The sequence below is a fragment of the Tissierella praeacuta genome (assembly GCF_040396155.1).
Taxonomy (GTDB): Bacteria; Bacillota; Clostridia; order Tissierellales; family Tissierellaceae; genus Tissierella; species Tissierella praeacuta_A.
In genome coordinates this window covers 1-21,361 of sequence record NZ_JBEBOY010000033.1, presented here as the reverse complement: position 1 = coordinate 21,361, position 21,361 = coordinate 1, and the positions used below count along the sequence as shown (strand labels likewise).

Below are 21,361 nucleotides of genomic sequence, written 5' to 3'. Positions count from 1 at the left end.
AAGTGCTTATTTCTCCTGTTCTGCTTTCTTTTAGGGAGCTGAAACCTCTTTCAGTTTCCCCTTGTTTTCCTCCAGCAGCTTCATAATGGTATCCTTCATTTCGCGGGGTGTTTTCTCCTTACCGAAATACTGGCTCAATTTCTGACTTGAAATAATCACTTTGTTTGCCTCCTTTTTTTCTTCTAACATGATTCCGTTCCATCAATCACATCGGGGTTTAACAGCTTCTTTTTGGTCAAGGTCATGCATACGCTGTGCCTGTGAGAGTGAGGGAACCGACTGCTAGCCCTCTAATGGCAATGGCGATATACCGCTGAACCTGCTTCACCGTCATTTTATTGCGTTCTGCTACTACCTCGTTGGGGCGTTGCCCATTGCCGATACGCGCGCCTTGTTTCTTGATGGCTTCCAACTGCATTTGCAGGACTTTGGCCCGTTCACTGGGCAGGATATTTTCATGCTGATTGGTGTTGTCCTCTACCATCTGCGTGATGGACTGTTCACCGGGGCGGGGCGCTTCCCTCGGTTCGGACGACAGTTCTGGGGCAAGGGGCGGCTTTTCCTGTCTGGCAAGGCGGATAGGATTTTTTTCTGTTTTTTCGGCAGTTTTAGGTGGACGACCTTTTGGGTTTCTTCCCTTATCCGGGGTATGATTTTCTGGCTTTGCCTTTTTATCTGTGGTGCCTACTGTTTCCGTTTCTTTTACCGACGCCTGTTTTCCCAAAACAATCTCATTAATTTTGTCAAATGAAACTACCACATCACCGGGGACAGAAAAGTCAATGGGGTCAGGTGATTCCGGCCCGTCCTTATCGGTTTCATGCAGGGTAGCTCCGTCCTCATGGGTAAGTGCCGCTGTTTCCTCGGCGATCTTTTCCGGGGCTGAGGTTTCGCCGCTAACCTCTGGCATGGGTGCGGAGTGTTTTTTTCTTCTTCTATGGCCTCCTATCCCATGGCAGTTTTTACTTCGTCCGGCCTATTTGGCTCATTTTTTGCCATGTGCTTTTTCTCCTTGTCTGTTTTATGGCAACAAAAAAGGGCCTGATTTTTTAATCAAGCCCAACGGGATATTTGCAATCCTTCCTTTCTACTTCGAGCCAAGTTAGCCCGAAGTTCCGCTATCCGCATACAGAAATACCGCCCCTTTGTCCTCATGGGCGGTATCCTGTGTAATGTGATAGCTCATATTTTGTCTTGGTATTCCCTTACCCCGCATAGAATAAGGGGTTTTGTAGTTTTCTTAATACGTTTGGCTCATGATATCCCTTACACCAGAAATGCCTATTTCCATATTTATATTTTAAATTGGCATGTCTATCGAATATCATTAAGCTACTTTTTCCTTTCAAATATCACATGAAACTTGATACACTAAGTTCGGTGCAAAAACTATGTGATATTTACAATCCCATTTGATATGTGATAAACTATTATTATCCATTATGGATGCTTCCTTTGATTAAGTTTGGTTGGTCAGACCTAACTCTATTATATCAAAGGAGGTTTCTTTTTTCTGTTCACTGCTAAAAGCTCTTTGGAACCACCCGCTAAGCGGGTGATATTCATAAACATAATAAAAAACTGTATCAAAATAAAATTTTGATACAGTTTTTTATTATATATTGCTTAATTTCCAAAGATTTTATCCAATAGCCCTAGAGAGCTTAATAATACTATAAATATTGCCACTGGTGCTACATATTTAATTAATATAGTCCAAAATCTTTCAAGTTTAAATGCTACTCCTGGACTCTTTTTCACTTCAGCTATAGCTTCATCTACACCCCAGATATATCCTATAAATATTGCCATTAAAAATCCACCTATAGGCATTAATATATTAGAAGTAAAGAAATCTAAAGTATCAAAAACACCTCTATTAAATAATGGAATATGAAAATCTGCCATTGGTCCCATGGATAAAGAAGCAAATATACCGATAATAAACATTATTATTGATGTAATAGAAACAGCCTTGGACCTGCTCCATTTAAGAGTATCAATACAATATGCTACCGATACTTCAAGTAAGGAAATGGCAGAAGTAAGAGCTGCAAAGAATACTAAAACAAAGAAAAGCATACCAAATAATGCTCCAAAAGGCATAGCCTCAAATACTGCTGGTAGTGTAATAAACATAAGCCCTGGACCTTGGCCAGGTTCAAACCCAAAGGCAAATACTGCTGGAAGAACAGCAAATCCTGCTAATAATGCTACTGCTGTATCTAATCCAGGTATTATTAGAGCATTTTTCTCTAAATTTTCATCTCCCTTTAAATAACTACCATAAGTGATTAAAGCACCCATTCCTAGGGATAATGAGAAGAATACCTGCCCTAATGCATCAATTAAAACACCTGCATTAAATTTACTAAAGTCTGGTTTTAGATAATATGCAAGACCTGCGGAAGCACCATTAAGGGTAACTGACCTTATAACTACTATAATTAACATTACAAACAACGCTGGCATCATAACCTTACTTGCCTTTTCTATTCCCCCAGATATTCCTTTAATTACTATAGCCACTGTCAATAACATAAAAATTCCATGATAAATTAAAGGTTCTACTGGCGCCCCTATAAAGCTTGTAAAATATGCTGCCTTATCTGCTCCGATTTTTCCAGTCATAGTTGCTGCAATATATTTTATAACCCAACCACCAACTACACTATAATAAGATAAAATTAAAAATGCGGTTAAAATCCCAATGGAGCCTAAAAATCCCCAATTTTTATTTAGCTTTTTATATGCCCCATATGGATCAAGTTGTGTTTTTCTACCTATAATCATTTCTCCTAACATCATGGTGAATCCAACTAATATAACTATCAATAAATATGCTACGACAAATACAGCACCACCATTTTTCCCTGCCAAATATGGAAATTTCCATAAATTGCCTAAACCTACAGCAGAACCTGCAGCAGCCATAATAAAACCAAAACTAGACCCCCAGGATCCCCTTCCTTCTTGATTATTAACCTTATTATCCATGATATCCCTCCTTTAGTATTTTCATTTATATTTGTAAGTTTAAATGATTATACTATATTTATATGCTAAAGTAAATGAATATTGTGACTATTCTGTAAGTTTATTTTTTGTCAAAGTTTTTGCCGATATCTGATTGGATTTTACAAGCAATCTATAGGATTAATTTAGTCACATAACATTGAAAAATCGATTGAGAATTATTCCCAATCGATTTTTCTGTTGCTAACTAATTATCTTCAAATAGTAAAATCTGAATATTCATATCCAATTACATTTTAAATATTTTAATGTCTAATTGCTCTTCATCATCATAAAATTATTGATGAATTCATTTTGTCCTTGTCTAATAGCTTCCTCTATGGTTTCCGTATTTAAGTCATAGTAATAAATTCCCCGCTTCTCCTCTCCCTCTAAAACACCTGAAAAATAAAAGCCAGTATTTTGTGGATTTAATGACAACTCTGATACAGTTCCTATTCCATCTATGTTTATTTCCTCTATACCTTTTGTTTCTAAATCTAACATTTTAAGTGTAAAAGGCCCTAAGAAGGATTCATTATATTCCTTCCACAAAACATAATTTTCATTTGCTGTTATTGCACTTATCATCTTATTATCCGTTTTGTAAATTAAGGTTTTCTCGTTATTATCATATTCATAGATAGAATGGACAGGAGCAACATGGCTTTTAACCTTTCTTGTATTAAAGTTATCACGATTTTCAAAATCTTCTTTTTCTGAATACTCTGCTGTATAGTATTTTTCTCCGTTTGAATTATCAAAACCAATACACTCTATATTTATATCATCATCTTCGCTAATAAATTTAAGTTCTTTTCTTTTTTTATCATAGGAGGCAAGAATTATATCCTCTTTTCTTGGGAGAATGTAATTAATGGCAAAGAGACTGTCTGTTAACCTTTCAACTTTGTTATCTGAAATATGATAGGCAAAAAGTTGATCTCCGGATACATCATTATCTTTTGCAGAGTAATATACGCAACCATCTGCCTTTGAATATAGTCCCAAAGGATATTAAGAAGTATAGTCAAAGGAATTTATTTTTTCCTCCTTTCTCTCCTGAATATCAAATAATATTATTGATGTCTCCATACCATCATTCGTATCATTTCCATTCACATATTTTGTAGATGAAATAGATAGATAACTATTATTTTTCTGACTAACCCCTTGTTTGCTTTTTTCACAGGCAGCAGCTATTAATATTAAACTTAAAGCACATATAAATAAAATTTTTTTATGTTTTTTCATTTATCCGTCTCCCAAAATCAGATATTATTTCTCATAATAATATCTACCATTAAATGATAAGTCTTCTGACCATTCGAATCCGTAATATTTAACACCAGTATACCAAACATCTAGTACAGCATCAGGTAAACATCCGTTATCTCGCTTTGTTAATGTAATCTGATCACCTACGGGATCACCTGATTTATTTAATCTTCTTGTCTTTATACTTGTTCCAGTTTTCGGATTATCAATATCTCCTTTTGTAGCACAATCACCCTTACTTAATATTCCTGCTTCTCCCTTTTCATCAGTAAAATTTGTAAAAATTCCAGTGCCTAAAACATGACGGGAAGTAATAACTATAATATTATCACCATATTCATAAGTTCCATCAGACAAAGTCGTTCCTATCTTTAATGCTTTATAATCAGTACGACACTTTTTGAGTTCAGTTACAAAACTAGGAACATTTTCACACTTGCCGTCACAAGTTGAACCATTATCAGGATACCATATTTCCCAAAGAGTACCCATGCTATTGTAGGTAACCACAATACCCTTTTCAGGTTTTGGCATTGGGATCTCTATCCTTGGCAAGCTTTTCGCTTCTTCAAGAATACTTTTTATCAATTCTTCCTCTTCAGCTAATTTTGCTTCATCTATTACGGTATTTTCATTAATTACTTCAAGTTCTTCTTCTGAACCTTCTTCTAAAATGATATATTCTCTATCACTTATGAATTTAATTACTTCTCCTGGATTCAATTTCATAGGAATTTCAGTTGTTTCATACACTTCATAATCCCCTGTTACATTCTCTATATTTTTACCATAAACGATTCCCGAGGTAAAACTCCCTAATAAAATAGTTATCAACATCAATAATGATAATTTCATAGCTCTGTTAAAACTAATTCTCATGTTTATACCCCCTTAAACATTATTGTTAATTTAATAATTAACGATAAATTAACAATCTCACCTTCTTTCTTTTAACCCAATAATCTTTTGAAACTCTAAATAATTTTCTATTGTTAATTTTATTCAAGAACATATCTCTTCTATGTTCTTATCTATAATTCGTTTAAGATGCTCGATTTGTGACACTTTTTCAAAATTATCAATGCTATTAGCTAGTTCTTTCTTCTAAGTCATTCCAACTTCAATGCTTATGCAATATATAGCGTTTCAGAATCATCGACCACTTTCTATTCTTCATCATAAGTATTCATCTTTTCTAACTCATTTTTTAAAAGTTTTTTACCTCTTTCATATCTTTTCCTTACCGTTACTTCCTTGATGTTGAGTATACTTGCAATCTCTTGATGAGTCTTATCTTTAAAAATTCTTAATTTTAAAACATGTCCGTATTTCTCGGGTACCAATTTTATATAATCTATGCCTTTATAATCTTCTAGTTGATAAACGTCTTGAGTCCTAATATTAAATATTTCCATATTATCTACGTATATCTATCTATTTCGTTTACGAATGATATCAATTGCATTGTTTTTCACTATATATTTAATTATGGAAGGCATTTTATAACAGTTTTTAAATTTTATTTCCTCAATTTTCTGAATAATATCAATAAAAGGATCTGATACTGCATCTTCAGCCAAATACCCATCCCATGTATACCACTTCGCAATAGCAAACATTTTACTTTGATAGTTTTCATAGATGTAAGCTATTTTATCTTCTTGACTAAGATTATTCAATTCATTTTCTTCTTTATTTTTACTACTATTAACATAGAAAGAGTCTAAATTATATTGCTTATTTCCTATTGTAAACATTGACTTAGTGAGATCATATTTTTTATTAGCCTCTGGTAATAATTTCTGATTATCATATAAAGAGATTATTTGTTTTTTAACAGTTCATCATAATGCTTTACCATTTAAATTCCTCCCCATGATATCTAATTCTATTATACCATTATTTGGAATTTAAATGTTTAATTTAGTATGGCTTATTTAAGTTTTGCCTAGAGGATATAAATAATAAAAATTCAATACTTCCATGGATTTAGTCCTTGTATTTTTTGATTGAGAGTATCACTGGTTGAAAAACCCTAAGTCATTATGTGTTAGATTATAAATTGAAATAAAACAAAACTTTTTGCTTTCGTCTAATCTTCTAGTATTTCAATTCCTACTGATTTCATTAAATATTTTGCATTTGTTGATGTTGATTTACCTAGTTTAATTTTATAATCAAAATGTATTTTATTATCTTTATACTGTTCAGAGAAATGATAATTTTTTATTCTATTGTATTTATCCAATACACATAATTCTAAATCATGAGTAGTTATTGCTCCGATTATCCCTAATTTATTAAGATTTCCAAGAACATTTTTAGCACCCAGTATTCTGTCCTCAGAATTTGTTCCTCTAAAAATTTCATCAATTAAAAATATAATATTTTTATTTTCATTTGCAGCATCAATGATACCCTTAATTCTAATAAGTTCAGCATAAAAAGTTGATATTCCATTTTTCAAATCGTCTGTTACTCTCATAGATGTATATATATCCAGTATTGGACATGACATCTTACTAGCATATACAGATCCTCCGCTATATGCTAATACTAGATTTATACCTATAGTTCTTAAAAATGTTGTTTTCCCCGACATATTTGATCCAGTAATAATAAAAATACTATTATCCATTTCTATATTATTTAATATCCTATCATTACTGCTTATAAGTGGATGACCTAGGTCTTCTGACATTACCCTCAATCTGGAATCATCAATAGTTGGAAATGAAACTCCTTCATCTATTTGCATCAAAACGCTTAAACTCATTAAAGCTTCAATTTCTCCTATGGCTTTAATCCATTTCTTAACTTCTACCCCATATTTATTTTTCCAATTTTCTAATAGAAAAACACATTCATAATCCCATAGAAATAGTCCATTAAATATTAGATATATCAACGCATTATTATGTCTTAAATTAATTCTTTCCGTAATCTTATCTAGCTCTTTTATCGCTAATGTGGATGAGTACTTTTCATTAAATAATACTTCTTTAATATCATTTAATTTTTTAGATTCAAATTTTTCCTTCTCCAATAACTCGAGTATATCTACATAGGTTTCTAGATTATATTTAAAGCTCCCTACTGGCCTTATGATTTCATTAATTCTTCCAAATCTTATCATCCATAATAAAAATTGAAATAACGTTAACATGGGAATTAATATATATATTCTCTTAATTTTAAATATTATAATTATCCCAGATAATAGTATAAAAAATATTGGGAGAAAATGAATTAACTCTCTTATCCCTTGTGATTTTATCAACCTTTCTTTACTTCCTGCATATTTTATTAGCCTTTCTGGGTCTTGCAATTCTTTTTTATGCTTCCCACCTAAATATTCCAACTCTTGACAGAAGTCTAGTTTATTACTAAGTTCTTTTATTGCTTCTTGTCTCAGATATATTTCATCTTTATCATATTTAGCTTCCAGCAAAGTCTCTGCTAATATCTTTCTGCCATTCCATGTATTCCCTATATTTATAAACTGAAATAAAGACTTTTTACCTACTATATCTAAATCAAAGGAATATCTATGCTTCTTATTTATAAACTCTTCTCCAATATCTTTAAAATCAACCCAATCCCCATCAATTCTAGCTAAATATCTTTTATTTATATTTATAATCTCTTTTGCAAAATTCAATCTATCTTTAATTATATTGTGATATACTATTAAGGCAACAAATATCATTGCCAAAACAAAATCTATAACCACATAAATTGATTTATAATTTATCTTAATAATTCCATATGTAATGGCTATAATCCCTAAAAATATTATAAATCTAATAGTACTAACTAAGCTAGATATATTACTATATTTTTTAATATTTTCATTTTGTTCCTGTATTCTTATCATAAATTTATCTTTGATCATATTAAATCATCCTTTTGTTCTTAATTACTTTCTAAGCTTATCTATAGGTTAATATCTTAATTGATTTTTTATCAATTGTATTCCCTAATATTTCTAGCATACTTAATTATAACATTCCAAGTCAACTGGTTAATAAAGTTTCATGAAAAATCCTATATTTGAAAATCTACTTAAGTTAATTATCAATATAATACAAATTAGAATTATAAAAACATTATTATCTCAAATACTATTACTAACAATTATTATGATACCCTATGATAAATAAAAAAGAAACTTAAAAATAGTATATTGTCTAATAATATTTAATTTAAAACAACTAATGAGCACACTATTTGCTCATTAGTTGTTTTCAGAATCTTTATCTCTAATATAAACACTCATTCTCTCTTCATAATCCTCTTCTTTTTCACCTACAGTATCCTCTTCATAGTCTTTTGCCTTTTGAAGCAAATTTACCAAATCACCACTTTCAATATCTTCTGGCTTAACTCTATTAACCATTACTAAGACTTTATCATTTTCAATAAACAATCCATATTTTTTAAAATAACAGCTATTCTTTATAAAGGCCTTATGTGCATCAATTAAAATCCTGGCTATATCTTCTAAGTCTGTATCTTTTACATCAATACCAATGTTAACCTCTGCATCTATAGGCAATGATTTATCAAATTTCATATCAAGTTTTAAAGCATCATTACCATTTTCATAAACATTTCTAGCATACATTACCCTAGTATTATTTTTTTCATATCCAAGTTCTTTAGCAATGATTCTCTTTGCAACATCTGTATATTCATCTGAAAGTCTTTGAATTGTATTAAACATTTCTAAAACAGAACTTTCATAATCATCATATTGGACTTTGCCATTTCGATAATATATATTAAATTCAGTATCCATGCTTGTTCTTGATTTAACTCTTGATACATATTCACCAAACTTGAAATTATAAAATGGCTTCTCTACTTGAAGATCAAGAAAAGAATAATTATCCTTTACATATTGATTTATAGTTTTTCTCGCAATTTTTGCAGATATAGGATTACCTACAAAAGCATTAGTAATAAATAGTATTCCTCCAATTAAAAATATAGCTAATAATCCTGCAAATATTTTCATTATCTTATTTTTTGTATTCTCCATATCATTCACCTTTCCCAAATGCAAATTTTAAAAGCATTGTAATAATTACGCCTAATGCTATTAAACTTGTGTATATAATACTATAAAATAAACTACCATATAAAGTTGTCCAGTCAAATCCACTTTCTATTGTCCATGCTATTGTCTGCCATAGATAACTTAAAATAAATACGAACATTGGAGTTAGATACCATTTTCTTTTTAAGATTATAAAAGATACCCCTCCTATTAAAGGCATTATAATAAAATTATAAAACATGGCCATAGAATTGGTTAATGCTATTCCTGTAATAGTTCCAATTATAAGAATAAAAATTTGTGTTATGAAAATATTTTTTTTGATATTGTAAATTATCTTGTTATCATCTATTGATTTTTGTTCTGAACAAATATCTTCAAAAGCTTCAAATTCCTCTTTGCAACTATTGCAGGATTTAATATGTTCGTTCACTATTTTTTCACTATCCTCACTTGCTACTCCATCTTTTACAAGGGGAATTAAATCTAGTATCACATTACAAGAAATATTTTTCAATCTATTCCCTCCTCTTCTAAAATAGATTTAATCCATTTTTTAGTTCTAAAATCAATAACTCTTGCTGAATTCTCCGATATATTTACTTCCTCTGCGATTTCTATAAAACTATAACCCTCTAATCTCATATTTACTATTCTTTGTGTTCGTTCATCTTTTTCTAATAATAGATTTCTTATTCTATTAGCTGTTTCCTCTGTAATAAATCTTTCCTCTATAGTATCAGCTACATATAATTCCAAAAGATCATCATATTTAACTGTTCGCTTTTCTTTTCTAATACTCTGCAGCCATAAATTTCTCGCTATGGAAAACAACCATGTTTTCACTGAAGATTTACCTTTAAAATTTCTAATAGACTTAATTGCATTTACAAATGTCTCAGAAAGCAAATCTTCCGAAAGGTCAGGATTATGAGTTAAAGAAATTAAATATCTATAAATATCATCTTTATAAAGTCTATATAATTTTTCTATTTCCCTCATTAAAATCCTCCTTTCATATAATTAGTCACAATTATTGTGAAAATGTTACAAATAATATTTTAAAAATTATTCTATATCCTTTTATTCCATATGAGGTAAAATTAACCATTATAGGCGAACAGCTACATCTAATATTAGCCATTTTATCCAGTTCTAATGAATTTCTGATGTTAAATATTTTAACTTAGTAAATTTCATTCTTTTCATGCTTTTATTCCATTTCTTATAAAAATATTACGTATATTATAGAATAAATTAACATTCTATAAAAATAAAAGTCTTAATTTTATAGTTTCAAATATATATTATAAGGGAATATATATCAATATAATTTATATTGACAATTCTTTATATGTGGAATATTATATATGATAAATATATAATATGTTAAATATATTTCTTATATTATATGTAAAAGGGGAATAGAGATGGATACCATAGAATTTAAAAATCAAATGATGGACTTAATGAGAGATATATCTGTGAATATAAATACTACCTTTCTCCCTATAATTAGTAGTTATGATCTAACAATAATACAAGCTCAGATTTTAAGAGAGGTAAGAGATAAAAAGGATCATAATATTGGTAGTTTAGCAAAGATTATGAGTATACAAAATGGTAACGCTTCATTTATATGTAAACAATTAGAGAAAAAGGGATTCCTAAAAAGAAATAGAGATAAATCAGATGAACGAATAGTTAAATTAGAACTTACTAATAAAGGTTTAATAACTATTAATGAAATTGATAATATTCTAAAAGAAAAGTATTCTCCAGTATTTTCAATTGAAAACTCTGATGAACTCTTAGATATAATCCTTGGTTTACAAAGATTAAAAGAATTGTTGATAAAAATGAATCAATTGTAAAAATCTATAATTAAACATGGAGGAATGTTTATGAATGCGAAAAAAAATCCTAAAAAACCTTTGATTTACTATTATGCTATTGGAACATTAATACTAATGATTTTAAATACATTTGTATTTCCAGCATTGTTAAAAAAAGAAATAACTAAAGTTGATTATGGAAAGTTTTTAGAACAAATAGAATCTGGAAATATTAAAGAAGTTGAAGTTCAAGAAAATCAAATCGCCTTTATTGCACCAGATGATAAAGGAAAAGATAGTATATTTATAACTGGTAGAATGGATGATCCTGATTTAGTAAATCGTTTGTATGATCTTTATAAACATAAAGAAATTCAATTTTCAGAGATAATTCCAAGAGAAAGATCACCTCTTACCAATGTCTTATTAACTTGGATTGTTCCTACACTTTTTATTATTGGAATAGGTCAGCTATTTTCCCGTAATTTACAAGGTAAATTTGGTGGTAATTCCATGACCTTTGGTAAGAGTAATGCTAAGGTATATGTAAAAGCTCAAACAGGAAAAACCTTTGCTGATGTTGCTGGGCAAAATGAAGCAAAAGAGGCACTTACTGAAATTGTAGATTTCTTACACAACCCTGAAAAATATAAGGAAATCGGTGCACAACTTCCAAAAGGTGCTTTACTTGTAGGACCTCCTGGAACTGGTAAAACCTTATTAGCTCAAGCAGTTGCCGGAGAGGCTAAGGTTCCTTTTTTCTCCATATCTGGCTCTGAGTTTGTTGAAATGTTTGTAGGTATGGGTGCTGCACGTGTACGTGATTTATTTAAACAAGCACAAGAAAAAGCTCCTTGTATAGTATTTATTGATGAAATTGATGCTATTGGTAAAAAGCGTGATAATTCTGGTATGGGCGGTAATGATGAACGTGAACAAACACTTAATCAATTACTTACTGAAATGGATGGATTTGATGGTAGTAAAGGTGTCGTAATCCTTGCAGCAACCAATAGACCAGAAACATTAGATAAAGCACTTCTACGCCCAGGAAGATTTGATAGACGTGTTCCAGTGGAGCTCCCTGATTTAAGAGGTCGTGAAGATATTCTTAAGGTTCACTCTAGAAAGATTAAAGTAGAAAAAAATATTGACTATAATGCCATTGCTAGAGCTACTTCTGGTGCGTCAGGTGCAGAACTTGCTAATATCGTAAATGAAGCAGCATTACGTGCAGTGAAATGTAAGCGTACTAAGGTAAATCAATCTGATTTAGAAGAGTCAGTCGAAACAGTTATAGCAGGATATCAAAGAAAAGGTGCTGTAATATCTACTAAAGAAAAACTAATTATTTCTTATCATGAAATAGGACATGCTTTAGTTGCAGCAAAACAAAAAAATTCTGCTCCTGTTCATAAAATTACCATTATTCCAAGGACCTCAGGCGCATTAGGATATACTATGCAAGTAGAAGAAGGAGAACGTTTTTTAATGTCTAAGGAAGAAATCTTTAATAAAATAGTTACTTTGACAGGAGGTCGTGCTGCTGAAGAAATTATTTTTGATTCGATCACTACTGGTGCATCTAATGATATAGAACAAGCTACTAAAATAGCAAGAGCTATGGTAACTCGCTATGGAATGAGTGATACCTTCGATATGATGGCATTAGAAACAGTATCCAATCAATACTTAGGTGGAGATGCTTCTCTAGCTTGCTCACCTGAAATGTCATCTAGAATAGATGAAAAAGTTCTGCAAGTAATCAAAGATGCACATAAAAAAGCAAAAGATATTCTTACTGAAAATATTGGTAAGCTTCATGAACTCTCAGAATATTTATTAGAACGTGAGACTATTACTGGAGAAGAATTTATGAAAATATTAAATGCGCCTCCAAAGCAATATGATAATCAATCATTAAGTTAAAATTAGGATACAATTATGCAATTATCTGCATAGTTGTATCCTTTTTAATATATGTAAATAATACTAATCGAATTTAGTCAAATAAGGAAAGCTGCTCTAATTCTGAAGTCATAAGATTTGATGAGGTTATCCCTATTAATCTAATTTTGCAATCTATTTCAATTTCATCTAAAAGTTCCATAGCTATATTAAATATCTGAGAGTAATCGTTAATATATTCATTTAAAGTCTTACTTCTAGTTTGTACTGTGAAATTTTCATCTTTAATTTTTAAAATAATTGTTCGACCTTGTATCTCCTTTTTCTTCAAATCATATGATAGTTCTTCTGAAAATTTTTCTATATACTTTGTAAGTGTTTCTCTATCATCTGTAGATTCTTCAAAGGTCCGTTCTACACCTAAAGACTTTCTCTCACGTGTAGTATCAATCTTCCTATAATCTATACCTCGAATTCTACTATATATCTCCATTCCAGCTTTTCCAAAAAGTTCTATAAGAAAATCCTCTGAAAGTTCTAATAAATCTTCAATTGTATAAATTCCTATGTCATTTAGTTTTTTAGCAGACTTTGGACCTATACCATGTACTTTTCTTACATGTAAAGGCAGCAGTATATCAGGTACCATATCTTCAGTTATTATCTTTATACCATTGGGTTTATTCCAATCAGATGCAAGCTTGGCTAAAAATTTATTATATGATATCCCTATAGACATGGTTAATCCTGTAGTTAACATTACCTTTTCCTTCATCTTCAGAACTATTTCCATAGGTTCCATATTTATCTTAGAAATATCTAAATAAGCCTCATCTATGGATACCTGCTCAATTAAATCTGTGAAATCATATAATATACTAAATACTTCTTTAGAAACTTCCCTATACCTTTTCATCCTCGGAGGGATAAAATGTCCTTTGGGACATCTTTTCTTAGCCATAAATATAGGCATTGCAGAATGAATTCCATACTTTCTAGCTTCATAGTTGGCAGTAGTCACTATACCATGATTACTTAAACCTCCGACTATAAGAGGTAATCCTTTAAGTTTAGGATTATCTTGTTCTTCTACTGATGCATAAAAGGCGTCCATATCCACATGAATAATGTTCAATTTTGTTTTATTCTTTGAGTCTTCTAAATTCATGGTTTTATCACTTCTTCACCTCAATTGTAATATTTGAAAATTGAACAGGATTAAATGCCCTTATTGGCTTAACGCTATTTCCTAAACCACTATCAATATAAAGATTTGTATCCTTTATTTTATAAATTCCTTTATCATACTTTGGAAAAAGTTCTTGTCCAGGAGCTACTATTGCCCCTACAAATGGAAATCTGATTTGTCCGCCATGGGTATGTCCTGATAATATCAAGTCTTCTTCTCCATTTAAAATATCTTCTATATTATTAGGAGAATGCCTTAATAATATATTATAACAATCAAAGTCTAAACTCTGAGTAGCTTCTCTATAATATGCAATTTCTTCATCTTCTCTAGATTTGGGATAAAATTTAAGACCCATAAGATTTATTTTCTGATCCTTTACTATAATTGTAGTAGAACTGTTTTCTAAAATATTTATTTTTAATTTTTTCATTTCATTCTTTAAGTCTTCATATAATTTCTGTCTAGCTTCATGATTTCCTTGTACAAAATAAATATCTTTATTTAATTGTGATAAAGTTTTAAATAACTTAATCACAGTATCTAAATCCTTATCATTATGATCTATAATATCACCAGTTAACACTATAAAGTCTGGATTAAACTTTCTTATACTATCCAGCATCTCCCCTAAATCAATCAAATGGTTGGAATGAAAATCAGATATCTGAGTTATTTTTAAACTATTCTTTATTTTTTTAGAACTTATTTTTATATCTCTTATTCTAAATATACTTATTTGATTAAAATTATAAAAATATCCAAGTATTATAGCAGCTATAATAATAAATAAAATTTTCAATAATTTCAATTTTAGCCTCCTATTATTAAAATAATCTATATACAATTGATTATATCATAAACATATAGTTGAGAAGCGATTAAATAATTTAATTAATATAATCATTAAATTTAAAAGTTATTTAATTAATTTTTACAATACTTTTAGCATTTGACCCTTGTACCGCATAATATATAGTGACTATATTTAGAAAGGAAGTGTGATTTTTATGAATTATGACTATGGAATAAAACAAACATGTCCTACTGGAAGTTTTCAATATACAATAGTAGCAGGCGATACCTTATTTGGACTTGCTCAAAGATTCAATGTAACTGTGCAAGCTATTATAAATGTTAACCCTGGAATTGACCCAAATAGACTTCAAATTGGCCAAGTAATATGTATTCCAGGAGCAACTCCTCCTATACCTTCATGCCCTAATGGATTTTTGTATACAGTAGTTGCAGGAGATACTTTATTTACAATTGCTCAAAGATTCAATGTAACTGTGCAAGCTATTATAAATGCTAATCCTGGAATTGATCCGAATAGATTGCAAATCGGTCAGGTAATATGTATTCCTAGAGTAACTCCACCTACACCTTCATGTCCTAATGGATTTTTGTATACAATAGTTGCAGGAGACACTTTATTTACAATTGCTCAAAGATTCAACGTAACTGTGCAAGCTATTATAAATGCTAATCCTGGAATTGACCCCAATAGACTTCAAATTGGCCAGGTAATATGTATTCCTAGAGTAACTCCACCTATACCTTCATGCCCTAATGGCACTCTATATACAATAGTTGCTGGAGATACTTTATTTACAATTGCTCAAAGATTCAATGTAACTGTGCAAGCTATTATAAATGCTAATCCTGGAATTGATCCCAATAGACTTCAAATTGGCCAGGTAATATGTATCCCTAGAAGATGCTTCACTGTTTGCTTATAATGTTATTAAATAATATAACAAAAAAGTCAAAAGTCCAATAATCTGGACTTTTGACTTTTTATTATACATTCTCATCAAGATAGATAAATTACACCACAGGCTATTCTTTCCCCTGAGTTTCCAGCTGGCTGTGTCCTATAATCATCTGGATTCTGATGAATTATTACGGATCTATTTATAACATCTTCTGGTTTAAATTTATCTGTGAAAAAACTCATCCTTGCATAGCCATTATTTGAAAATAATACTGGAAAATCTCCAGCATGGTTTCCATGAGGTTGATTTGTAGGATTATAATGTCCTCCTGCAGATTCAAATGGATTATTTGGATCAGTAATTTGACATAATCCATTCTCATGTATATGGAATCCAAAAGGTCCTATAGGCTGCTTATTATCCTCTGCCGGCTTATATGGAGGCAATCCCCATACTTCTACACTTACTTCTGTACCACCTTTTACATCATCGAAAAACACTACACCATGTAAATCTGGATATAAATCCCCACCCCTTATTCTTGCATATGCCTTGGTTCTATTTTTACCACACATACTATCCCTCCCTTCCAATATATAATATGAATGGAGTTTATAATAGGTGTAATTTGATATTTAAATTAACCTGTTGTGCTAGTAAATTTGAGATTAGATAAATTTACCAATTATTTTTTTGAAAAAAAGATACCTCTTAAGAAAGCAATTTGGAAATATTATCCAAATATGAGTTCTTTAATGTGTTCTAGATTTACGTTATTTCCTAACATTTGATTGATGCTGTAACAAATATTATGGGCTAAAATCTTTGTTCTAAGTCTTGAAATAAGACCCAGTAAAGATTTGGTTAGAACCTTATTGATATTTAGTTGCCCAGATAATTGTGAAAAAGTGGTTTCAATTCGTCTTCTGAGTTTGAAAATATGTTGACGAAGCCATTTTGGATGAGGGTTTTTAGCATTATCTCTTTTCATAAATATCAGCTGAATTCCTTTTTCAGTCTTTAAATCTGGAGATAAATACTTATTGATATACCCTCTATCACCTAGGATAGTTATATCTTTATAACTTTCAACTAACTCCCATACAGCTTCTCTATCATCAATATTAGCTGGAGTAAGGACGAAATCTGTAACATAACCATCTACTGTAGTAAGAACATGTAGCTTGAAGCCATAATAGATTTCTTTTTTAGAAGCACAGTATCATAAGCTGCATCAACTTTGCACATTAATAGGCGGCGCCATCATCTTTATGAAGCTATACCCGGTCTATATTGAGTGCAGGGAAACCGCATATATAAGATTGCCTCCATAAAAGAAAGTGATTTTATGCGAGGACAGGACACTTATATTTATGATATAGACGGAAATACGATCGGCATCATTAACGCAGGACGTTTCGAATACGTCCCAATTGAGGAGATCAGCTTAAACCTCAAGAATCTTTATTTTTGTCAAGAAGACAAGCGGTTCAAGGAGCATTGCGATGTGGATTTTATTTCGACGGCACGGGCGGCGACCAGTGGCTCTGGTTGCACCAGTGGGACCAGTCGCGCCAGCGGCTCCGTCAGCGCCGGTGGGTCCGGTTGGGACAATCATTTTTGGAAAACATGATCTGCCACTTTGAATTCAAGTATTTGAAAAAATATCTAATGGGTCTTCCGCATCTAACATCTTATTTCCATTATGTCTCGAAGAAATTTATGCTAGGAGACTGTATCTAAGTTTAGACGCCTGGAGGATCTAATAAAAACACGGATAGAAATGCATTTGAAGCATCTGTACTGGTAAAAGTAACTTGAGCATTGCTAATAGTGTTTGCGAACATCGCCAACTGAAGAATATCACCGGCACTTAGTGTAATAATCGCACTTGATGTTATATTGCTAACGGCAGGAGCAGAGATAGATATAGTGCTGATAACAGTAGCCGAAACTTGAGAAGATGCTATGGTTAACAAGGGATTTATTGCTCCGTTTAACAAAACAGCTCCAGCAAAAGGTCCACTTATAGCACTAGGGTTAGTGGCATTACCAATACATGCAAGGGTATATGAGATATAGTAAGTTCCTGGCACTTCAATAGTGATGCTTCCTGGATTCAGTATTATGTTATCGGAATCCATTTGCTTCGCTACTGGGATCAAAGTTGGTGCACTACCACTTATCAGTTGAAAGGTTTGTGCTATCGTGTCATATAACCCACCGTATGCTTGTGCTAGGCCTCCAGTTGGGCCTGTGGCTCCTGTCGGACCTGTGGGGCCTGTTACTCCGGTTGCTCCTGTTATTCCTATTCCTGCTGCCCCTGTTGCTCCGGTTGCCCCTGTTATTCCTATTCCTGTTGCTCCTGTTGGACCTGTTGGACCAGTTGGACCGGTTGGACACCTTAGAACGCATTCGCAGTCAAATTTGCAGCACTTTCTACAGCAATCATGATCCTTCCTGCAAGGGTTACATCTTGATCCATACCAATTATTATAAGACATATATGACATATTAAATCTCCTTTCTATATTTACAAATACAATGATTTTCTCTACACTTTACATGAAATGCAATATAAAGCGTATATAATTTAGTAAAAATAAAATTTATATTCAGTACTTTACTTTAGTAGCAGTTCATTAAATATTTTATCCTACAATATAATATGAAAAATAGTATAAAGGGTGTGAGATTTTTATACAGGCCATACTATATTGAATACTTTACTTTATAGTAGAAAGAAATAAAATTCAATGTTCCAGCTACTACATACTGGCTTACAATATATGTCCTACAATACATGATATTACTATGTTTATCCGATGTTCATCAAAATAAATAAAAATATATACGGGTATGTTACCCGTATATATTTAGCCTTACAAATTATTATACAATATTAACGCCTGCACTAACACTCCCAATGATTACAGTTGTAATGTCTGGTCCTCCAGTAACTGCTACTGGTTGATTATTTCCAAAGCTAATTGCTGATGAGTCCCTGCTAATCCGCCTAAAACTGTCGCAACGGCAGAAAAAGCTCCTGAAGTAAAAGGCATAATGGCTCCCGCTACTTCAAATTAAATATCCATTTATATAAGTCTATATTTATTTTCTTATATTTTCAAAATAATTCTTATTATGTTCTACAGCTAAATCATTAGGTTTGTATTCTGCTGCTTTATCATTATATTTTATTGCCTCTTCTATATTTCCAATCCTATCATAACATAGACATAGTTTCATACATGGAATGTATCCCCAGTAATCATGCTGTACAAATCCCCATCCATCAACTGGCTTTTCTAAATTAAAAATTAATTTATACCAAAATATTGATCTTTTATAATCTCCTTTGCTAAAATAATAATCTCCAATCTGACAGCAGATTTCAGCTCTTGGAATATCATATTCAAAACTCCTTAGTAAAGCCTTTAACATATTTCTTTTATCGTTTATATTATCATAACAACTTGAGAGAATATGACAAGCACTTATATTATCTTCTATCCAACCCTTTTCCGTATCTAAAAACTTATTAAAGTATTCTATTGCATCATTATATTTTTCATTATAATATAATTCTCTAGCATAATAATAAAGACCCCTAGGGGTAATAGTGTTGCATTTATGTAAAATTTAAAACTTGACAATGATGGATGCTCCGAATAGAGCATCCATTTTGGTCATATTATACTAAATATCATATATTTACCATCGTCAAAGTATAAGAGACTAAGGCTAAAAAGAAGTATTTTTTTGTATAAATTTTATCCACTTAATAAATCAAGAACAGATGCCTCTTCTAATAAATTTAATTCTATTATCCTACTTATTGAAAGCATAGATACCTTAACCTTCAATTTTATCTTTAATAAGGCTAATATTATATAAGATATTAATGCTGAATATATCTGTATTTTAATAGCATTTGCATTATATCCTAACCCTCTCTTTATTTTTAAGTTTTGCTTGATCCATTTAAAGAATGATTCTATTTTCCATCTTAATCTGTATAATTCCATGATTTCTTCGGCTGGTATATCAAATACATTTGTGAGAAATCTTATTTCTTCACCGTTCTCATCAAAGGTTAGAATTTCCCTGTATGTGTTATGTGTTTTATTTTTACTATAGTCACTACCCATAGTAATTTTAGTATCAAATACTAAGTCATTTGCAACATAGATTGGCTTAATCTCTTCAATTACAGCATTAGAATTTTGCCTTATAATAAATTTATAACCGTTATTAGTTAAATTATCATACCATGTATAATCACAGTAACCTCTATCAAAGAGGTATAGTGCTTCCTTATTATCAAAAAACCTATTAATACATTTTCTATCATTAATTTTTGCAGGTACTATATTTACCTTTTGAGATAGGTTTAGTAAAGTACTAATCTTTATTCCAGATGACTTATTTTCAAAGTACAATTCAGATGCTAAGGAAGAGGCTATTGTAATAACCGTTGAGTCGAATGCTTTGATATCTTTAAAATTTTCATTTAATTACTTAACTCCTAATTCCCTCTTGGCTATATTTACCATACTATAATAAACCTCCTTCCCAGTTAAAATAATTATTAATGACTATACCGCTTCTCCTTGGTTGAAAATTAGGCACCATAATCATCAGCTGTTCTATCCCTTCCAAGTATGTCCCATACATAAATAATTTTGACATTGTTCTCATTCCCTTCTCTTTATTTTGAAATAAAAAAAGGCGAAGCCTATCGATCATAAGTTGACCGAAGACTTCACCTCTTTGCATTTCTATATTAAATTTAAAATTTGAATAAAAAATAAATGCATTAGGATATTGATATTCTAATGCATTTGTAGTTTTCATTACTAAATTTTTATATATATTATTTAGATTATTTCTTATTTGTTAGATAAATAAAATGTAAATTATTAGTCTTATGTAAAACTATGGATTATATTTATAAATCTCATTGACAAAGATTTAAACCATACTGTCAAAATCTCTGCTTAGACATGATTTTTTTAATCTTTTTGCTCTTAATAAATACTTAATATCAGAAAGATTATCATACGAAAGTTGAAGATGAAAATAGTTAATATATTCAAGTACTGCAAATATATAAATAAAGCCAGCAATGCCTAAACTATGTAAAGATACTGATTGATACCATTTGAAAAAATCAAAGTAATAAACCCTACTACTGACATTAGCTCACCAGTATATAAATATGAAAATCGTTTTAATAATTTTTTTCTCAAGTATTCACCTCCTCTCATTATTAAATTAGCGTTAATCATAATTCATAATGCTTGAAATCACTGTATCTTACACAGTGATTTTTTGCTATCACTCAAATATTTTT

At 30.8% G+C, this 21,361-nt stretch carries 22 protein-coding genes and 3 pseudogenes; 4 read left to right on the top strand and 21 right to left on the bottom strand.

Annotated features, from left to right (window positions below):
- Positions 1-30 precede the first annotated feature (30 nt).
- The 13 genes and pseudogenes from ABWP20_RS13980 to ABWP20_RS13920 form a co-directional block, all read right to left on the bottom strand.
- Positions 31-189 (bottom strand): hypothetical protein, encoded by a 159-nt coding sequence (locus ABWP20_RS13980; protein WP_353096591.1) that lies wholly within the window; start codon positions 187-189, stop codon positions 31-33.
- 52 nt (positions 190-241) lie between these two features.
- Positions 242-910: a hypothetical protein gene (locus tag ABWP20_RS13975; protein ID WP_353096590.1), complete on the bottom strand. Its 669-nt coding sequence runs from the start codon at positions 908-910 to the stop codon at positions 242-244.
- Positions 911-1,238: 328 nt separating this feature from the next.
- Positions 1,239-1,441: pseudogene (locus ABWP20_RS13970) on the bottom strand (transposase); the annotation flags it as partial.
- Positions 1,442-1,626: 185 nt separating this feature from the next.
- Positions 1,627-2,997: a sodium-dependent transporter gene (locus ABWP20_RS13965; RefSeq protein ID WP_353096589.1), complete on the bottom strand. Its 1,371-nt coding sequence runs from the start codon at positions 2,995-2,997 to the stop codon at positions 1,627-1,629.
- Positions 2,998-3,288: 291 nt separating this feature from the next.
- Positions 3,289-4,026, bottom strand: a complete 738-nt coding sequence (locus ABWP20_RS13960; protein ID WP_353096587.1) for a hypothetical protein — start codon at positions 4,024-4,026, stop codon at positions 3,289-3,291.
- A 6-nt stretch (positions 4,027-4,032) separates the two neighbouring features.
- Positions 4,033-4,269, bottom strand: coding sequence for a hypothetical protein (locus tag ABWP20_RS13955; RefSeq protein WP_353096586.1), 237 nt, complete (start codon positions 4,267-4,269; stop codon positions 4,033-4,035).
- Between the two features lie 24 nt (positions 4,270-4,293).
- The gene (locus ABWP20_RS13950; RefSeq protein ID WP_353096585.1) at positions 4,294-5,172 is read right to left on the bottom strand and encodes a hypothetical protein; all 879 of its coding nucleotides are present in this window, start codon (positions 5,170-5,172) and stop codon (positions 4,294-4,296) included.
- Between the two features lie 287 nt (positions 5,173-5,459).
- On the bottom strand, positions 5,460-5,708 hold the full coding sequence (locus ABWP20_RS13945) for an RNA polymerase sigma factor (RefSeq protein WP_353096584.1): 249 nt from the start codon (positions 5,706-5,708) through the stop codon (positions 5,460-5,462).
- A gap of 15 nt (positions 5,709-5,723) precedes the next feature.
- Positions 5,724-5,972 carry an RNA polymerase sigma factor gene (locus ABWP20_RS13940; protein ID WP_353096582.1) on the bottom strand — a complete coding sequence of 83 codons (249 nt, stop codon included), beginning with the start codon at positions 5,970-5,972 and terminating at the stop codon, positions 5,724-5,726.
- Between the two features lie 413 nt (positions 5,973-6,385).
- Positions 6,386-8,188 (bottom strand): MutS-related protein, encoded by a 1,803-nt coding sequence (locus ABWP20_RS13935; protein WP_353096581.1) that lies wholly within the window; start codon positions 8,186-8,188, stop codon positions 6,386-6,388.
- Between the two features lie 342 nt (positions 8,189-8,530).
- Positions 8,531-9,337, bottom strand: a complete 807-nt coding sequence (locus ABWP20_RS13930) for a YfjL-like protein (RefSeq protein ID WP_353096579.1) — start codon at positions 9,335-9,337, stop codon at positions 8,531-8,533.
- 1 nt (position 9,338) lies between these two features.
- Positions 9,339-9,872, bottom strand: a complete 534-nt coding sequence (locus tag ABWP20_RS13925; RefSeq protein ID WP_353096578.1) for a zf-HC2 domain-containing protein — start codon at positions 9,870-9,872, stop codon at positions 9,339-9,341.
- Entirely contained in the window at positions 9,869-10,357 is a 489-nt protein-coding gene (locus ABWP20_RS13920; protein ID WP_353096577.1) for an RNA polymerase sigma factor, read from the bottom strand. Before ABWP20_RS13920 ends, ABWP20_RS13925 begins: the two co-directional genes overlap by 4 nt.
- Positions 10,358-10,785: 428 nt before the next feature.
- Between ABWP20_RS13920 and ABWP20_RS13915 the strand changes: the two genes are divergently transcribed.
- Positions 10,786-11,229 (top strand): MarR family winged helix-turn-helix transcriptional regulator, encoded by a 444-nt coding sequence (locus tag ABWP20_RS13915; RefSeq protein ID WP_353096576.1) that lies wholly within the window; start codon positions 10,786-10,788, stop codon positions 11,227-11,229.
- Between the two features lie 30 nt (positions 11,230-11,259).
- On the top strand, positions 11,260-13,119 hold the full coding sequence (gene ftsH, locus ABWP20_RS13910) for an ATP-dependent zinc metalloprotease FtsH (protein ID WP_353096574.1): 1,860 nt from the start codon (positions 11,260-11,262) through the stop codon (positions 13,117-13,119).
- A gap of 73 nt (positions 13,120-13,192) precedes the next feature.
- Here the strand turns inward: ftsH and ABWP20_RS13905 are convergent, their stop codons facing one another.
- Both ABWP20_RS13905 and ABWP20_RS13900 read right to left on the bottom strand, forming a co-directional pair.
- On the bottom strand, positions 13,193-14,266 hold the full coding sequence (locus tag ABWP20_RS13905) for a DNA polymerase IV (protein ID WP_353096573.1): 1,074 nt from the start codon (positions 14,264-14,266) through the stop codon (positions 13,193-13,195).
- A gap of 7 nt (positions 14,267-14,273) precedes the next feature.
- The gene (locus tag ABWP20_RS13900) at positions 14,274-15,098 is read right to left on the bottom strand and encodes a metallophosphoesterase (protein ID WP_353096571.1); all 825 of its coding nucleotides are present in this window, start codon (positions 15,096-15,098) and stop codon (positions 14,274-14,276) included.
- A gap of 199 nt (positions 15,099-15,297) precedes the next feature.
- Here ABWP20_RS13900 and ABWP20_RS13895 point away from each other — a divergent pair, with 199 nt between their 5' ends.
- On the top strand, positions 15,298-16,029 hold the full coding sequence (locus ABWP20_RS13895; protein ID WP_353096569.1) for a LysM peptidoglycan-binding domain-containing protein: 732 nt from the start codon (positions 15,298-15,300) through the stop codon (positions 16,027-16,029).
- Between the two features lie 74 nt (positions 16,030-16,103).
- Here ABWP20_RS13895 and ABWP20_RS13890 read toward each other — a convergent pair whose 3' ends face one another.
- Both ABWP20_RS13890 and ABWP20_RS13885 read right to left on the bottom strand, forming a co-directional pair.
- A complete protein-coding gene (locus ABWP20_RS13890; protein ID WP_353096567.1) occupies positions 16,104-16,580 on the bottom strand; it encodes a superoxide dismutase family protein in 477 nt (158 codons plus the stop codon).
- Positions 16,581-16,738: 158 nt separating this feature from the next.
- Positions 16,739-17,247, bottom strand: a pseudogene (locus tag ABWP20_RS13885) (IS982 family transposase); the annotation flags it as partial.
- 106 nt (positions 17,248-17,353) lie between these two features.
- On the opposite strand from ABWP20_RS13885, the gene ABWP20_RS13880 reads away from it, so the two are divergent.
- The gene (locus ABWP20_RS13880; protein WP_353096565.1) at positions 17,354-17,638 is read left to right on the top strand and encodes a transglycosylase domain-containing protein; all 285 of its coding nucleotides are present in this window, start codon (positions 17,354-17,356) and stop codon (positions 17,636-17,638) included.
- Positions 17,639-17,750: 112 nt separating this feature from the next.
- Here the strand turns inward: ABWP20_RS13880 and ABWP20_RS13875 are convergent, their stop codons facing one another.
- The 4 genes and pseudogenes from ABWP20_RS13875 to ABWP20_RS13860 all read right to left on the bottom strand — a co-directional run bounded on the left by ABWP20_RS13875 (position 17,751) and on the right by ABWP20_RS13860 (position 20,697).
- Entirely contained in the window at positions 17,751-18,518 is a 768-nt protein-coding gene (locus ABWP20_RS13875) for a hypothetical protein (RefSeq protein WP_353096564.1), read from the bottom strand.
- A gap of 598 nt (positions 18,519-19,116) precedes the next feature.
- Positions 19,117-19,449, bottom strand: a complete 333-nt coding sequence (locus ABWP20_RS13870) for a hypothetical protein (protein ID WP_353096562.1) — start codon at positions 19,447-19,449, stop codon at positions 19,117-19,119.
- Positions 19,450-19,778: 329 nt separating this feature from the next.
- Positions 19,779-20,504 (bottom strand): annotated as a pseudogene (locus ABWP20_RS13865) (IS4 family transposase); the annotation flags it as partial.
- A 58-nt stretch (positions 20,505-20,562) separates the two neighbouring features.
- Positions 20,563-20,697, bottom strand: coding sequence for a hypothetical protein (locus ABWP20_RS13860; protein ID WP_353096560.1), 135 nt, complete (start codon positions 20,695-20,697; stop codon positions 20,563-20,565).
- Between the last annotated feature and the right edge of the window lie 664 nt (positions 20,698-21,361).

Bases quoted from the DNA above. Each gene is read 5' to 3' on its own strand.
- ABWP20_RS13980 (WP_353096591.1), bottom strand. From the start codon at position 189: ATGTTAGAAGAAAAAAAGGAGGCAAACAAAGTGATTATTTCAAGTCAG.
- ABWP20_RS13975 (WP_353096590.1), bottom strand. From the start codon at position 910: ATGCCAGAGGTTAGCGGCGAAACCTCAGCCCCGGAAAAGATCGCCGAG.
- ABWP20_RS13965 (WP_353096589.1), bottom strand. From the start codon at position 2,997: ATGGATAATAAGGTTAATAATCAAGAAGGAAGGGGATCCTGGGGGTCT.
- ABWP20_RS13955 (WP_353096586.1), bottom strand. From the start codon at position 4,269: ATGAAAAAACATAAAAAAATTTTATTTATATGTGCTTTAAGTTTAATA.
- ABWP20_RS13950 (WP_353096585.1), bottom strand. From the start codon at position 5,172: ATGAGAATTAGTTTTAACAGAGCTATGAAATTATCATTATTGATGTTG.
- ABWP20_RS13945 (WP_353096584.1), bottom strand. From the start codon at position 5,708: ATGGAAATATTTAATATTAGGACTCAAGACGTTTATCAACTAGAAGAT.
- ABWP20_RS13935 (WP_353096581.1), bottom strand. From the start codon at position 8,188: ATGATCAAAGATAAATTTATGATAAGAATACAGGAACAAAATGAAAAT.
- ABWP20_RS13930 (WP_353096579.1), bottom strand. From the start codon at position 9,337: ATGGAGAATACAAAAAATAAGATAATGAAAATATTTGCAGGATTATTA.
- ABWP20_RS13920 (WP_353096577.1), bottom strand. From the start codon at position 10,357: ATGAGGGAAATAGAAAAATTATATAGACTTTATAAAGATGATATTTAT.
- ABWP20_RS13915 (WP_353096576.1), top strand. From the start codon at position 10,786: ATGGATACCATAGAATTTAAAAATCAAATGATGGACTTAATGAGAGAT.
- ftsH (WP_353096574.1), top strand. From the start codon at position 11,260: ATGAATGCGAAAAAAAATCCTAAAAAACCTTTGATTTACTATTATGCT.
- ABWP20_RS13905 (WP_353096573.1), bottom strand. From the start codon at position 14,266: ATGAATTTAGAAGACTCAAAGAATAAAACAAAATTGAACATTATTCAT.
- ABWP20_RS13895 (WP_353096569.1), top strand. From the start codon at position 15,298: ATGAATTATGACTATGGAATAAAACAAACATGTCCTACTGGAAGTTTT.
- ABWP20_RS13890 (WP_353096567.1), bottom strand. From the start codon at position 16,580: ATGTGTGGTAAAAATAGAACCAAGGCATATGCAAGAATAAGGGGTGGG.
- ABWP20_RS13880 (WP_353096565.1), top strand. From the start codon at position 17,354: ATGCGAGGACAGGACACTTATATTTATGATATAGACGGAAATACGATC.
- ABWP20_RS13875 (WP_353096564.1), bottom strand. From the start codon at position 18,518: ATGTCATATATGTCTTATAATAATTGGTATGGATCAAGATGTAACCCT.
- ABWP20_RS13870 (WP_353096562.1), bottom strand. From the start codon at position 19,449: ATGTTAAAGGCTTTACTAAGGAGTTTTGAATATGATATTCCAAGAGCT.
- ABWP20_RS13860 (WP_353096560.1), bottom strand. From the start codon at position 20,697: ATGTCAAAATTATTTATGTATGGGACATACTTGGAAGGGATAGAACAG.